The sequence below is a fragment of the Hyunsoonleella jejuensis genome (genome assembly GCF_900111025.1).
Classification (GTDB): domain Bacteria; phylum Bacteroidota; class Bacteroidia; order Flavobacteriales; family Flavobacteriaceae; genus Jejuia; species Jejuia jejuensis.
The window spans coordinates 472,877-487,699 of sequence record NZ_FOFN01000002.1 but is presented as its reverse complement, the minus strand read 5'-3'; the positions used below and the strand labels follow the sequence as shown (position 1 = coordinate 487,699).

Annotated in this window: 11 protein-coding genes; 6 read left to right on the top strand and 5 right to left on the bottom strand. The window is 34.2% G+C overall.

Features of this window, described 5'->3' with window-relative positions:
• Nucleotides 1-10 precede the first annotated feature (10 nt).
• The 4 genes from BMY39_RS08845 to BMY39_RS08830 form a co-directional block, all read right to left on the bottom strand.
• Entirely contained in the window at nt 11-1,399 is a 1,389-nt protein-coding gene (locus BMY39_RS08845; RefSeq protein ID WP_092578695.1) for a tetratricopeptide repeat protein, read from the bottom strand.
• Nucleotides 1,400-1,549: 150 nt separating this feature from the next.
• Nucleotides 1,550-2,743, bottom strand: coding sequence for an aspartate aminotransferase family protein (locus BMY39_RS08840; protein ID WP_092578693.1), 1,194 nt, complete (start codon nt 2,741-2,743; stop codon nt 1,550-1,552).
• A gap of 5 nt (nt 2,744-2,748) precedes the next feature.
• Entirely contained in the window at nt 2,749-4,473 is a 1,725-nt protein-coding gene (locus tag BMY39_RS08835) for an OstA-like protein (RefSeq protein WP_245738226.1), read from the bottom strand.
• Nucleotides 4,474-4,596: 123 nt separating this feature from the next.
• Nucleotides 4,597-5,619, bottom strand: coding sequence for a glutamine synthetase beta-grasp domain-containing protein (locus tag BMY39_RS08830; RefSeq protein WP_092578691.1), 1,023 nt, complete (start codon nt 5,617-5,619; stop codon nt 4,597-4,599).
• Between the two features lie 273 nt (nt 5,620-5,892).
• Between BMY39_RS08830 and BMY39_RS08825 the strand changes: the two genes are divergently transcribed.
• From BMY39_RS08825 to BMY39_RS08810, 4 genes are all read left to right on the top strand, one after another.
• Nucleotides 5,893-8,079, top strand: a complete 2,187-nt coding sequence (locus BMY39_RS08825) for a glutamine synthetase III family protein (protein WP_092578689.1) — start codon at nt 5,893-5,895, stop codon at nt 8,077-8,079.
• A gap of 70 nt (nt 8,080-8,149) precedes the next feature.
• The gene (locus tag BMY39_RS08820; RefSeq protein ID WP_092578687.1) at nt 8,150-9,808 is read left to right on the top strand and encodes a sensor histidine kinase; all 1,659 of its coding nucleotides are present in this window, start codon (nt 8,150-8,152) and stop codon (nt 9,806-9,808) included.
• Nucleotides 9,801-10,433, top strand: coding sequence for a response regulator (locus tag BMY39_RS08815; protein ID WP_092578685.1), 633 nt, complete (start codon nt 9,801-9,803; stop codon nt 10,431-10,433). The genes BMY39_RS08820 and BMY39_RS08815 overlap by 8 nt, the downstream gene beginning before the upstream one ends.
• Nucleotides 10,434-10,547: 114 nt before the next feature.
• Nucleotides 10,548-10,853, top strand: coding sequence for a hypothetical protein (locus BMY39_RS08810; RefSeq protein ID WP_092578683.1), 306 nt, complete (start codon nt 10,548-10,550; stop codon nt 10,851-10,853).
• A 545-nt stretch (nt 10,854-11,398) separates the two neighbouring features.
• Here the strand turns inward: BMY39_RS08810 and BMY39_RS08805 are convergent.
• Entirely contained in the window at nt 11,399-12,217 is an 819-nt protein-coding gene (locus BMY39_RS08805) for a hypothetical protein (protein ID WP_092578681.1), read from the bottom strand.
• Nucleotides 12,218-12,488: 271 nt separating this feature from the next.
• Between BMY39_RS08805 and BMY39_RS08800 the strand changes: the two genes are divergently transcribed.
• Both BMY39_RS08800 and BMY39_RS08795 read left to right on the top strand, forming a co-directional pair.
• Nucleotides 12,489-13,667 (top strand): AIR synthase related protein, encoded by a 1,179-nt coding sequence (locus BMY39_RS08800; RefSeq protein ID WP_092578679.1) that lies wholly within the window; start codon nt 12,489-12,491, stop codon nt 13,665-13,667.
• An 81-nt stretch (nt 13,668-13,748) separates the two neighbouring features.
• A complete protein-coding gene (locus BMY39_RS08795; protein ID WP_177176575.1) occupies nt 13,749-14,795 on the top strand; it encodes a DUF3078 domain-containing protein in 1,047 nt (348 codons plus the stop codon).
• Nucleotides 14,796-14,823: the final 28 nt, after the last annotated feature.

The window sequence follows — 14,823 nt, the reverse complement described above, 5'->3', positions numbered from 1 at the left end:
TTGAAGTAATTTATGAGTTTGAATTAAACAGGGTTTTTACCTGTGGATTGTTAAGAAGTTCAGGGAAAAGTTCATCTATAATAAAACTAAATTCATTATTGTTTTTTAAACCATTTCTTAGGTGAAATACGCCTTTATCTATTTCTAATATTGAAAAGAACAATCCGCCTAAACGGTATTGTATTTCGGCATTTTCCGGATAAAACTCTAGTGCTTGTTCAAAGTTTAATATTGCAGCTTCTGGCTCGCCCAATTTCAGTAATAGATCGCCTCGCGCAATCCAAGTATCGATTTCAAAATTACCTAGTTCTAATGTTTTTTTGTAGCCTCGTTCTGCCTCCTCGAAAAATTTTAAACGATGGTTTATCTGCGCGTACAACTTCCAGTAGTTCACATTTTCCGAGTCAATATTTATTGCTTTATTTATGTAATATAAGGCTTTTTGAAGGTTTTTACGTTTTTTGTAGAACCTAGTAATCGCAATCCAACCTTTGTCTAATAACGGGTCTTCATGAACGGTTTTATAATAATATTGTAAAGCTAAGTCGTGTTTTTTTAGCTTCTCGTAACAACTACCAATTCTCAATAGAGCAAAAGAAGTAGGGTCGTCTAGCTTTAAAGTAATACTATAGCTTTCAATGGCTTCTAGATATTCGCCTTGTTTTTCTAAAACCTTACCGCGTTCTAGATAGGCGCCAACAAAAGAATCGTCTGAAATTATAGCAAAGTCAAAAGCCGCCAATGCTTTTTTATATTTTTTCAAGGTAACGTATTGCTTACCTAATTGGTGCCATGCTACTTCACAGTATGGGTTTTTATCCAAAAACATATTTAGATACTCTATGGCTTCATTATGTTGTTCTAAAAACTCAAAACAGTAAATCACATTATATAATGCGGAATAATCATCAAGATCCTGTTCTAAGCACTTCATGAAACATGTTTTTGCTTCTTCAAAATCATCCAAGAACAAATATTCCATTCCTATTAATGAGTAAATGTCGACTACATCTTCGGAAAGGTCTAGGGCATGTTTAAGAACTTCAATAGCTTTCTTATGGTTATCTTGTTTCGATAGAATATTGGCTTTTTGAATGAAGATTTCTTCATTATGGGGTTCTAATTGATAGAGCCTATTTAAGAGTTTATCAGCTTCATCTAAGTTATTCTCAAATACAAACACTTCAACTTTAAATAACCTTAAATTGATTGAGGTAGGATGTTGTTCTAAACCAAGCTTAATCGCCTTTTTTGCTAAAGCTATTTTGCCTTGGTTGAGGTAGTGGTGAATGATGTTTTCAAATTCTTCAGAATCAAAAAACAAAACATGGTTTGTTTTTAACATCGATTCAAACTTAGTAAGAGGTAAATTGTTGTTGTCGCTTTGGCTAAACTCCATAAACACGTTTCTGTGTACTATTCTACTGAGATAAAAATAACGTTCTCATGCCGCTGTTCTGAACCATTGCAAAAATGTTTTTAACAAAGTAATGAACAGAAAATGGTTTTATTTGATGATAATTATGACTACTCATTAAAAATCAGAGCGTTAATTGGTATGGCTTGCAGCTATTTTGTCTAAAACAGAACAAATAATATGGCATCCTTTAGTGATTTCTTCATCCGAAATTGTTAGCGGAGGCGTGATTCTAACCGCTTTAGGTTCAAATAATAGCCAGAAAAGAATCAGGCCTTTGTGTTGACTTTCCAAAACCAAGGCATTTGCTATTTCTGCTGAAGGAACCATTATGGCTAACATCAGTCCTTTACCGCGAATCTCCTTTATAAGTTGATGCTTAAGTAGTTTTCTGAATAGTTTTTCTTTTCTCAGTGTGTCAGATATCAAATTGCTTTCGGTTATTTCCTTAAGTGTGGCAAGTGCCGATGCTGCAATAAGTGGATGCCCGCCAAACGTTGTAATATGTCCTAGTTTTGGGTTGTCCATAAGCAAATCCATAAGCTCCTGAGAGGCTGTGAATGCGCCAATTGGCAATCCGCCACCAAGACCTTTACCGGTAACTAAAATATCTGGAGTGCAATTATAATGTTCAAAACCAAAAAGTCTTCCTGTTCTTCCAACTCCCGGTTGTATTTCATCTAATATTAACAATGTTCCTGTATCGTCACATTTTTTTCTAACGCTCTCTAGATAGTTGTTTTTTGGTTCTATAAATCCTGCACCACCTTGAATGGTTTCAAGAATAATGCAGGCTGTTTTTGTGGTAATATGGTCTAGATGACTTTCATTATTAAATTCAATAAATCTAACATCAGGGAGTAATGGTCTAAATGCTTGCTTACGCTCTTCATACCCCATAACACTCAAAGCGCCCATTGTATTACCGTGATATCCGTTTTTTGCAGCAATTATTTCACTTCTTCCAGTGGCTCGTCTTGCTAATTTAAGTGCGCCCTCAATTGCTTCGGTACCTGAATTGGTTAAATATGTTTTTTCTAAAGGCTTCGGTAAGTGTTCTGCTAATAGTTGGGTGAGTTCAACTGCTGGTTTTTGGATGTATTCACCATAAACCATTACGTGGAGGTATTTATTTAATTGAGTTTGAATCGCCTCATTAATTTTCGGGTGATTATGCCCTAAAGGGCAAGCTGATACTCCAGCAACAAAATCTAGATATTGATTTTGATTAGTATCGTAAATGTAACAGCCATTAGCATGGGAAACTTCCATGGCCAATGGATGTGGTGTAGTTTGTGCTTGGTATTTAAAAAACTTTTGTTTCATTGTTGCTAGTTTTCCCTTTTTACGCCTTTTGCACTTAATGGTTTAGTTATTGTGTTTTGTTTTGGTTTTTTATTGGGTTCCTTTAAGTTTTCCTCATCAAAAAATTCTTCTTGTGGAATGTAATCGTCAAGACCTTTTATAACTGGTAAAATTAAAGGTGGGTCATCTTTAAATAAATCTTCAACACTATTAGGGCGTTCATCTTCACGCCAGTCAAAACCTTTTAGTATTTTTTCATTTTTTGGGAATTGGGATTCAGGATAAATATCGCCATCTATTTGGTTTATTTTTCTAACTTCCTCGATAGCATTATCAGTAATCAGAATATTTATTAAACCAGATTTCGATTTATCAATTCCTGTTAATTCTCCGTTTTCGTCTCTGAAATAGTAAATAGATTGGGCATTTTTAATGATGTCAACATGATATAATTCATTTTTTTCATTAAATAGTCCAACGAGCTTTTTACCGTTAATTTGATTATAGCCATTACCAAGCGTATCCTTACTAATCAAAAATGCGTGGTTGAACACTATTAGTGAATCTAGCTTATCCTTTTCGGTATCTGATTGTAAATGAATTGTATCTCCCGTCATTTGGTTTCCCAAATTCCATAAAATAGGTTTTCTAGCAGTAGAGAATGCAGCATTTGCACCCGGAGCATTTATATTGATAAGTTGTGTTAGTCCTGTTTCGTGATTTACGTGAATAGAATCTGCCTTTCCACTCAAGTCTGACTTATAAAGTTTCACTTTTCTAAAAACTCTTGTAATACGTTTCTCTGGTTTTCCGGTAACCATTAAGGTGTCTCCATGTATGTATAAGGAATCTTGTTCTTGAACCGTAATAGCATAAGCGCGCTTTGTGATGAATATAGAATCTTTGGCTTTAAATACTTCAGCGTAGTGTCCTTTAACTACGCTATTGTTTAGGGTATCCGTGATTTTAATGTTATTTGTGGCCGAAGAAAAGTTTCGATTTTGATCAAAATAAAGACTGTCACCTACAATTTCTTTACCGTCATAATCAATTTTAGCGTTTTTCATTGCAAAACCCACTTTAGCTTTTGTATCGTAGTAGCCTTTTTCGCAGTAGGTAACGCTTTCTTCGGTAGTAATGGTTGAGGGGCCAAACAAGTAGGCGTATCCGGTATCGGAATAAAAATCGAAGTAATTGGTAACAATTTCAGCATCTGGATTTGTTAGTACTACATCTTCAACAAATTGATACTTTTTCTGTTCCATGTAATACCGACCAATTTTACTGGTTATGGTACCAGAGGAATCTTTTACTACGGTACCATGGCTTCTGTAAAATGCCTGCTGGCGTTCCCTGTCAAAATACAGGGTATCTGTAGTTATAGTAGAACTGGGATCGGTTAAAACCACATCCCCACTTGCAAATGCCAATTTGTTTTCGCCATTGTATTCTACATATTTAGAGGTCATGTTAATAGTGTCTCCTTGAATCATTTTTACATTTCCAAAGGCTTCAATAAAATTGTCGTTACCATAATAATAGGCCTTATCGCACCACATATCGGTGCCTCCGTGAAAAATATGTACCTGTTCAGAATCGTCTCGTGTCAAAATTTTAGCACCGGGGTATTTTTCTTCATCAAACGTTAAAAAACCAGAATATTTTATTTCTATGCTTTGTTGCGCATAGCAATATAAAGAACTAAACAGCGTTAGTAAAAAAACAAGGTATGGGGAAATATGTGTTTTCAAATTCTATATAGTTTGTGGCAAAAATAACGATTAAAATAACGTTTCAGTATAAAGCAACAAAAAACGCTTCAATCCTTTAAAATCGGATGAAGCGTTTTTTAGATTTAACTAATTTATTAAATATTAGATCTTAGCAGTTTTAACAGTTTTTACAATTCTACCCGCAACTTTGTATGGGTCTGCGTTAGATGCTGGTCTTCTATCTTCTAACCAACCTTTCCAGCCTTTCTCAACTGTGATAATTGGAATACGGATTGAAGCCCCACGGTCTGAAACTCCATAAGAGAAATCAGTAATCGCAGCAGTTTCGTGCAGACCTGTTAAACGTTGATCATTAAACTCACCATAAACAGCAATATGTTCATCTACTACTGGACGGAAAGCTTCACAAATCGCTTCGTAAGTTGCTTTATCTCCACAAGTTCTCAACGTTGTATTAGAGAAGTTTGCGTGCATACCTGAACCATTCCAATCCATTTCTTTTCCTAATGGTTTTGGATGATATTCAATATAGTATCCGTATTTTTCAGTTAAACGGTCTAGTAAATATCTCGCAATCCAAATTTCATCTCCAGCTTTTTTAGCGCCTTTTGCAAATAATTGAAATTCCCACTGTCCACAAGCAACCTCTTGGTTAATACCTTCAAAGTTTAATCCAGCTTCTATACATAAATCAGCATGCTCTTCAACTAAATCTCTACCGTGAGTGTTTCTACCACCTACAGAACAGTAATATAATCCTTGAGGAGCTGGGTAACCACCAATAGGAAATCCTAATGGTAATTGAGTATGGGCATCCATTATAAAGTACTCTTGCTCAAAACCAAACCAGAAATCATTATCATCATCATCAATTGTAGCTCTACCATTAGATTCGTGTGGTGTTCCATCTGCATTTAAAACTTCACTCATTACTAAGTATCCGTTTTTACGCTCTGGATCTGGGTATATAGCTACAGGCTTTAGGATACAATCAGAAGCTCCACCAGATGCTTGTCTTGTAGACGATCCATCAAAAGACCAGTTTCCTAATTCTTCTAAAGTTCCTTGAAAGTTTTCGTGCTCTTCTACTTTGGTTTTACTTCTCATATTCTGAGTTGGCTTGTAGCCATCTAACCAAATGTACTCTAATTTAATTTTAGCCATAATTATTGATTTATTGATGTGTAATTTTTATTAATTTCAACAAATATAAATTTTTATTGAGATACTATAAATTATTAGGGGTGCTTTTCATAAATGCTATTGTTATTTTTATTTATACCCCATTTTTTTAAGGTTTATTTTAAAAAAAGTATAGTTTTTTATGTATATATTGAAATATTGATAATCATAAAAAACTCATGTTTCTATCATTTTTTTATAACTATCCACTATTTTTGTAATTCATTTTTCGTTAACAGCTAAACAAACGTTACCATGTCGATTTTACGATTTCACGCACTCAAAGAATCAATAAGTTATAAACCAAATACCTTTGTTGAAAAGGGTAAGCGCTCAGAATTATTTGGTACAAATGTGTTTAATGAGAATGCCATGCGCCAATACTTAACGCGCGATGCTTTTAAAGGAGTGATGAGCGCCATTGAGGACGGAAAGAAAATTAGTAGAACGGTGGCAGACCAGGTAGCATCTTCAATGAAGGATTGGGCTTTATCTAAAGGTGTTACGCATTATACGCATTGGTTTCAACCCTTAACAGGGGCTACGGCAGAAAAACATGATGCTTTTTTTGAAACTTTAGAAAACGGTAATGCTATTGAAAAATTTGGAGGAAGTCAATTAGTTCAACAAGAACCCGACGCTTCAAGTTTCCCTAGCGGAGGTATCCGTAATACATTTGAAGCTAGAGGTTACACAGCCTGGGATCCTACTTCTCCTGCATTTATTTACGAAACAACGCTTTGCATACCTACTATTTTTGTGGCGTATACTGGAGAAGCCCTAGATTATAAAACACCTCTATTAAGAGCACTACATGCGGTAGATGATGCCGCTACGGACGTTTGTAAATATTTTGATAAAAATGTAAAGAAAGTCACCTCATCCATGGGGTGGGAGCAAGAATATTTTTTGGTAGATAAGAATCTGGTAGTAAGCAGGCCAGATATAACCTTAACGGGTAGAACCTTGTTGGGGCATTCGTCTGCCAAAGGGCAACAGTTAGACGACCATTATTTTGGCTCAATTCCCAATCGAGCGTTAAATTTTATGCGCGATTTGGAAAACCAGTGTATGCTTTTGGGTATTCCCGCCAAAACACGTCATAACGAAGTAGCTCCAAATCAGTTTGAAATTGCGCCTATTTACGAGGAAGCTAACTTAGCTGTAGATCATAATTCATTGCTTATGGATGTTATGGGGCGTGTGGCTTCTCGTCATAATTTTAAAGTGTTGTTACATGAAAAACCATTTGCTAATATTAATGGTTCTGGGAAGCATAATAATTGGTCGCTTTCAACTGATACAGGTGTTAACTTGTTAAAGCCGGGGAAGACGCCAATGAGCAACCTACAGTTTTTATCCTTTTTTATAAATACCATAAAAGCGGTTTATGAAAACGAGGAATTGTTAAGAGCTTCAATAGCTTCTGCTAGCAACGACCACAGATTGGGGGCAAACGAAGCGCCTCCGGCAATTATGTCAATATTTATTGGTGAACAACTTACTAAGGTTTTGGAAGAGTTGGAAGGTGTTACAAAAGGTAAATTATCGCCCGAGGAAAAAACTGATTTAAAATTAAATGTAGTTGGGAAAATACCTGATGTGCTCTTAGATAATACAGATAGAAATAGAACATCGCCTTTTGCATTTACAGGAAATAAATTCGAATTTAGGGCTGTAGGTTCTATGGAAAACTGCGGTAACCCGATGACAGTTTTAAATACCATTGTTGCAAAGCAATTAAAGGAATTCAAAAAAGAAGTAGATGTACTTGTAGACGATAAAAACTTTAAAAAAGATGAGGCTATTTTTAATGTATTGCGAGAATATATAAAAGCTTCAAAGGATATTTTATTTGAAGGTAATGGTTATGGAGAAGCTTGGGAAAAAGAGGCTAAAAAGAGGGGTTTGAGCAATAATAAAACCACTCCAGAAGCCCTAAAGGTAAAGTTGCACAAAAGTACTATTGGCCTATTTGAGGAAATGAACGTAATGAGCAAGATAGAATCTGAAGCACGGTACGAAGTTGGTATGGAAGCTTACATAAACCATATACAAATAGAGAGCCGAGTACTAGGAGATATAGCGCGTAACCATATTGTGCCAACCGCTGTTAAATATCAAAATATACTTATAGATAACGTTAAAGGCTTAAAGGAAATTTTTGAAAACGAATATAAAGATCTAGCCAAAGAGCAACTTAACCTTATAAAGGATATATCGGGTTATATTGACGGTATAAATAGCAATGTGACCAAAATGATTGATGAGCGCAAAAATGCTAATAAATTGGACGATATAACTAAAAAAGCTGAAGCTTACTGCTATAAGGTTAAGCCATTTTTAACCGAAATTCGTTATCATTGTGATAAACTTGAACTACTGGTGGATGACGAGTTATGGCCGCTTACAAAATACAGGGAATTGTTGTTCGTGCGTTAAGGTTTTAACGAGGATGATTTATTTCTTATTTTGACTCATAGAATTCTGCCTTAATTTTAAAGACATTTTTATGAATATTAAAACACTTATAATTATTATAATTAATAGTCTAATTGTTTTAGTTGTATGTGTTTTGTCTTTTTCTTTTTACAATCAATTTTCGAAGGTTTTAAACGATCGAATTTTACTGCAATTAAATTCAATTAAAACACTCAAGCAAAATCAGATTGAAAATCTAGTAAGGTTAGAATGGAATGGGTTTTTAACTTCTGATGAACAATATCAAGACCTTGATAGCTCCGCTTATTTTATTTCAGATAGTCTCAAGAGTATTTCTGGAGTTCATGATTTTACGCCTTATCATATCAACAAAAAGACGTCGGTAGGTTTTATTTCGAATTCAGAAAACGGAATCAAGATTAAGGTTCTAGATTATGATAAAATAAAACAAATACTTCTGGAACGTACGGGCATGGGGGAAAGTGGGGAGTCCTATCTTGTAGGGGAAGATTTTAGAATGCGCTCCCAATCGCGGTTTTTTCCAGAAAAAACACCCTATTCTATAGTAGTAAAAACTGAAGGTGTAATTAATGCGTTATCCGGAAAAAATGGCAGAGGTACATTTAAAGATTATAGAGGTGTAGATGTGTACAGTGTATATAGTCTTATTGAAATTTCTAATCTTAAATTGGTTATCCTTTCTGAAATAGATGTAAGTGAAGTTACTGTACCCTTGAAAAATTTAAAATCCAGACTTATTGGTTTAACCATTGTTATACTTCTGGTAGCAGTTGTGCTATCGCTCTTTCTTACAAGAATTATTACAAACCCCATAAAAAATATGAAAGAGAGTTTAAAAATTATGGCTGGGGGTAATTATAACCAAAGCAATGAATTTGTAAAAAATTCTAAGGAGATAAAAGAGATGTTTGCAGCTCTAGCTAGCCTCAAGGAATCGTTGCAAGGTGCTGTGAAATTCTCTGAAGATATTGGTAAAATGAATTTTAACGCGCAATATACGCCTAAAAGCACTCATGATGTTTTGGGTAAGAGCTTATTGGTGATGCGAGATAAACTTATAGAATTTCAGAATAATGAGAAAAACAATAGGATAATCGCTAAGCGCATGTTGGTGGACGGTTTGGAAAATGAGAGAAGGAGCCTTTCAAGAGAACTTCATGATGGTGTAGGGCCTTATTTAACATCTTTAAAGCATTACATTGAAAATAGGGTTGAGGACAAAGCGCAAAAAATAGAAATGAAAAAAATAGTTGATGATACCATTTCTGAAATAAGGTTAATGTCTAACGCGTTAATGCCTTCGTCTATAGACGACTTTGGTGTAGGCGTTGCGTTAACAAATTTTGTGGAAAGCTTAAAGAAATCAATAGCTATTACCATAGAATACGAAGATTTAACCAAAAGTAATAATTCAAAAATCACCAACCATCAAGCTATAAATTTATTTAGAATTAGTCAAGAGTTAATCAATAATTCCCTAAAGCACTCCAAAGCGAAAAATATTAGAATTACATTGTCAGAATTTGATGATTTTATATCGCTTTTTTATTTTGATGACGGCATTGGTTTCGATATAAATAATGTAAAATTGGGGTCTGGAATTGTTAATGTTAAAGAGCGCGTAGAGATTTGCAATGGTAAAATCGTAATTAATTCTGAGACTGGAAATACGACTTTTGAAATAGAACTGCCTGTAAATTATGAATGATATTAAACTAATAATAGCAGACGACCATGAGCTTTTTCGAAACGGATTAGCAGAGTTGCTAAGAAAGCACGATGACATAAAAATAGTAAAGAGTGTTGCCGATGGGAAAGCGTTTATTGATGCCATACAAAGTAAATTGGAGGCCGATATTGTTCTTCTGGATATTACTATGCCGAGGATGGACGGTTTTGAGGTTTTAAAGCAACTGAAAGCTTTAAACTCTAAAATAAAACCCATAGTGATATCTATGCATACTGATGGTAATTATATAGCAAAATGTGCTAAAAGTGGTGCTTATGGGTACTTGTTGAAAAACACTGATGAAGACGAGTTAACCTTAGCAATAAGAATGGTAAACAAAGGAAAGAAATACTTTAGTGCCGAAATTTCTGAAAAGATGATAAATTTTATGTCTGCTCAAAGTGTAAGCGAAAATATTTTATCCAATAAGGAAACAGAAGTGCTAGGGTTGATTTCGGAAGGATTAACAACAAAAGAGATAGCAGCTAAACTATTTGTTAGTACACGAACTATAGAAACGCATAGAGCTAACATTCTAAAAAAACTAGAAGTAAAAAACACTGCAGAGCTTATTAAAAAAGCGGCAAAACTTAATTTAATATAAATCTTTTTTCAGTCTTCATATCCGTATAAATACGGATGCAAATTGGGTAGATTCTCATACCTCCTAAACCCTACTTTGGTGCTTAATTTTGTCATGAACCATAAAATAAAAATCATGAAAAAAGTAGCATTAATATTAGGAGTATTATTTATTTCTTTTGGTGCTTTTGCTCAAAAAAGAAGCGATTTTAAAGGACCAGCATACAAAAATTATAAGCCTTGGAAACATGAAACCGTACCAACTACCTTATACGTGTCTACCGAGAAAAAATCGTTGAAAGGGCCAGCATACAAAAATTACAAACCATGGAAAGACACTTCTGAAAAGAAGGCGATAACCATAAATACAAGCGGTACCGAAAGACAAAAATTAAAAGGACCAGCATACAAAAACTATAAACCTTGGAGGAAAAAGGCGTAATGGTTATGGTTCGATAGGCAACATACGTCAAAAATATGCAGTATTTAGCATTGGCTGTGTTGCTTACTCTAACTACATCAAAAAGCATTTGGAATTACTGTTTCAAATGCTTTTTTATTATACAATATATTTGGTTTAATTACCGTACTTAGGTAATTACCTCAGTTATTTTAAGATTCTTAAATCACCTTAAACCTTTTTATTTGGGCGTTCCCCTGTCGGGTCGGGCTTTCACTACTCGCTCTCTGCGAGGAGCTCAAACATGCCGTTCAATCCCTAACGCGGGCGTGTTTGCTTAATTATGGTTTATATTAAAAAGGAAGGTTTATTTTGTGAGTTTCGTTTAACGTTTCAGCTATGGCAAGTAGGGCAAGGGATAAATACCTTCCTTTCTGTCTGCGCTCGTAGCCAAAGCTTTTTGTTTTGTTTTTATCATTTTCATTTTAAATGCCAAATCCAAAAGATTTGGCGGACATAACAAACACGCCTAAGCAAATGAATTAGGCACTTACCGTCCTATTTGCTATAGGTATTGTTGGCAATAGTTATTTTTTCAATTTCTTAATTATCAGTTCTTTAAAGTCACTTTTTTTCAAAATTCTATTTTCATTAGTGTTGGTATTCCTCAAGAAAATAAAGTCATTGGTTTGACCAAAGAAAATCAATTCTTTAGTGGTTTTTATCTCTTTTTTATCATTTATTAAATGAATAGAATAGTCGGCATCTCCATTTCTAATTCTCTCTGCACGTTTTATATTTATTTCTGAATAAACTATAAATACCACAATCATTAAGATAAAATATACAAATAGTATAATTCTGGGGTTCTTTTTATTTTTAGAGTTTTGATGAAATTTAAACTTTAAAAAAAATATTATACCCCAAAAAATCATTAATAATACTATTAGTTCTGAGTTTGGTAATGACTCTCCGATTTTTCTAAATATTGCAAAGTATGCAACAAGAAGTATAGGAATTAAATTCAAGTATAGACTTGTGGCTATTGAAATTATCCAGTAAGTGTGTTTTGAGATTTTTTTAAATGTTGCGTGTTTGATTTTATTAATTCCCTGGTAGGGATTAAACCTGTCCTTTTCCATTTCCGAATCAATGTATTCATCACTACCGAATACAACCATAGGAGCTAATATTATAATCATGAAAAGCAACGCTACAACAATTGCAGAGCCTACAGGTATAAAAGAAAATGCTAGTTCTTGTACGGTTAAGTAATATAGAATATCCACTCCGAATTTATCGAAATACAAGCTTTTATTAAAGTAACCAAAACAAACTAAAATAATATAGGTTATTGGTATAGATTCTTTTAAAAAACTTAATGTGGATTTCTTATTTTCAGCCATTTATTAATCGGATATTCGCTTTTTTGTAATTACTGCCAATGGTTTGACGGATATGCGCCGTTGTCTAATACTTCGACAAGCTCAGCACAAGGGGCTTATAGCCGCCGTTAAACGAAATTATCATTTTTTTCTGACAAAATCAAGTTATATAACTGGTAGAAATCAAAAATTTCATTCAGTTAAAAACTCGTTAATAAAACTCGTTTCATATTTAAATTGAAGCGTCTTAATCTTTAAAATATTCCTTTACTTTGCATCTCAATACACAATTATGAGTCAAGAAGTTTCAAAACGGTATTCACAACGTGGTGTTTCAGCTTCAAAAGAAGATGTGCATAATGCTATTAAGAATATAGATAAAGGATTATTTCCAAAGGCATTTTGTAAAATAGTTCCAGATTATTTAACGAATGATGATGCCTATTGCTTAATAATGCATGCTGATGGTGCTGGAACAAAATCCTCTCTAGCATATATGTATTGGAAGGAAACTGGCGATGTTTCGGTTTGGAAAGGCATTGCACAAGATGCATTAATAATGAATGTAGATGACTTATTGTGCGTAGGTGCAACCGATAATATTATGTTATCTTCAACCATTGGCAGAAATAAAAATCTTATTCCTGGCGAAGTCATTTCTGCAATTATTAATGGCACCGAAGCGCTTATTGAAGATTTAAAATCATTCGGGGTTACCATTCATTCTACAGGTGGCGAAACTGCTGATGTTGGTGATTTGGTACGTACCATTATTGTAGACTCAACCGTTACGGCTAGGATGAAACGCAGTGATGTAATTGATAATGCTAATATTAAAGCGGGTGACGTTATTGTTGGATTGGAATCTTTTGGACAAGCTTCTTACGAAACCGAATATAATGGTGGTATGGGAAGTAACGGTTTAACTTCAGCAAGACACGATGTATTCCATAAGTATTTGGCTGAAAAGTACCCAGAAAGTTTTGATGCTGCCGTTCCTGAAGCATTGGTGTATTCTGGTACTATAAAATTAACGGATTCCGTTGAAAATGCTCCTATCGATGCCGGTAAATTAGTGTTATCACCAACACGTACTTATGCGCCTATTATTAAAGCAATCTTATCAAAATATAAGAGTGATAAAATTCATGGTATGGTGCATTGCTCAGGTGGTGCACAAACAAAAATCCTTCATTTTGTAGATGATTTACATATCATAAAAGATAATATGTTTCCAATTCCGCCACTGTTTAAATTAATACAAGAGCAATCTAAAACCGATTGGAAAGAGATGTACCAAGTATTTAATTGTGGGCATAGAATGGAACTATATGTATCGCAAGATGTGGCGCAAGATTTAATTGATATCTCAAAATCGTTTAATGTAAATGCTAGAATAATTGGAAGAGTAGAAGAGGCTTCAAAAAAACAACTTACAATAAAAAGTGAGTTTGGTGAGTTTAAGTATTAAATTTCTAATTAAAGCAAAAATGGAATAGTTTTTGTTTAAAAGAAAAACTTAAAACGAACTAGGATAAATTAACCAAACACAATGAATGCAACAAACCGTTCGGTAGTGGAAAGATTCATCAATTATTTACTTTTAACAAAGCTCGAAAACCAAACTCCAAAATCTATTAAAAATGTATTGCTAGCTATTGTAATTTTATTTGCTAGCGTAGCAGCTTTTGCGCAACCAGATTCCCTTTATATTAAAGAAAATAAAGCGTATGATGGCCCTCAATGGAAGCAAAGTCAAAAAGCAAGTATAGATCTAAGTCAGGTAAGTTTTACCAATTGGAATGCGGGAGGTACAAACTCTATTTCTGCATTACTGGGTTATCAATATACGGCTAACTATAAAGATAAATTCTTCTTTTGGAATAATGGGTTGCGCATTGGTTATGGCGTGAACAAACAGGACAGTAGAGAACTGCGTAAAACAGATGATATTTTTGAGATTACTTCAAATCTAGGCCACCAACCTACACCAGATTCTAAATGGTTTTATTCCGCTAGATTCAACTTCAAAACCCAACTTACTAACGGGTATTCCTACCCAGATACCAGTAATCCTATTTCGCGATTAATGGCGCCAGGGTATTTGTTTTTTGGAGGAGGTATGGAGTATGGTAAAAATATCGAAGAGCTTTCTTTTTATGCCTCACCTCTAACGCTTAAGGCTACATTCGTACTCGATCAAGAATTAGCAAATGCCGGTTCTTTTGGTGTTGATCCTGCTGTTTTTGATGAAAACGGAAATATTATACGTGAAGGAAGTAACATTCGCAGGGAAGTAGGTATTCTTATAACGAATGGTTATGCTATGGATTTGGCTAAAAACATTAAGGCTACGAATCTATTAAGTGTGTATTCAGATTATCTGAATAACTTTGGTAATATAGATGTAGATTGGAGAGTAAATTTTGATTTTAAAGTAAATAGCTTTGTTAGGGCTACGTTAGAATCTCATTTGCGATATGATGATGATGTAAAAACTATAGAGCCCTCTGCAACTGTTGAGGGGGAATTTGATGAGTCTGGAGCAAGGATACAATGGAAACAATTTTTAGGAATAGGTATCGCTGTTGATTTTTAATCTTTTCTATTAAATAAAAAAATTTGTT

Bases quoted from the DNA above. Each gene is read 5' to 3' on its own strand.
- BMY39_RS08805 (WP_092578681.1), bottom strand. From the start codon at position 12,217: ATGGCTGAAAATAAGAAATCCACATTAAGTTTTTTAAAAGAATCTATA.
- BMY39_RS08820 (WP_092578687.1), top strand. From the start codon at position 8,150: ATGAATATTAAAACACTTATAATTATTATAATTAATAGTCTAATTGTT.
- BMY39_RS08800 (WP_092578679.1), top strand. From the start codon at position 12,489: ATGAGTCAAGAAGTTTCAAAACGGTATTCACAACGTGGTGTTTCAGCT.
- BMY39_RS08795 (WP_177176575.1), top strand. From the start codon at position 13,749: ATGAATGCAACAAACCGTTCGGTAGTGGAAAGATTCATCAATTATTTA.
- BMY39_RS08825 (WP_092578689.1), top strand. From the start codon at position 5,893: ATGTCGATTTTACGATTTCACGCACTCAAAGAATCAATAAGTTATAAA.
- BMY39_RS08815 (WP_092578685.1), top strand. From the start codon at position 9,801: ATGAATGATATTAAACTAATAATAGCAGACGACCATGAGCTTTTTCGA.
- BMY39_RS08830 (WP_092578691.1), bottom strand. From the start codon at position 5,619: ATGGCTAAAATTAAATTAGAGTACATTTGGTTAGATGGCTACAAGCCA.
- BMY39_RS08840 (WP_092578693.1), bottom strand. From the start codon at position 2,743: ATGAAACAAAAGTTTTTTAAATACCAAGCACAAACTACACCACATCCA.
- BMY39_RS08810 (WP_092578683.1), top strand. From the start codon at position 10,548: ATGAAAAAAGTAGCATTAATATTAGGAGTATTATTTATTTCTTTTGGT.
- BMY39_RS08845 (WP_092578695.1), bottom strand. From the start codon at position 1,399: ATGGAGTTTAGCCAAAGCGACAACAACAATTTACCTCTTACTAAGTTT.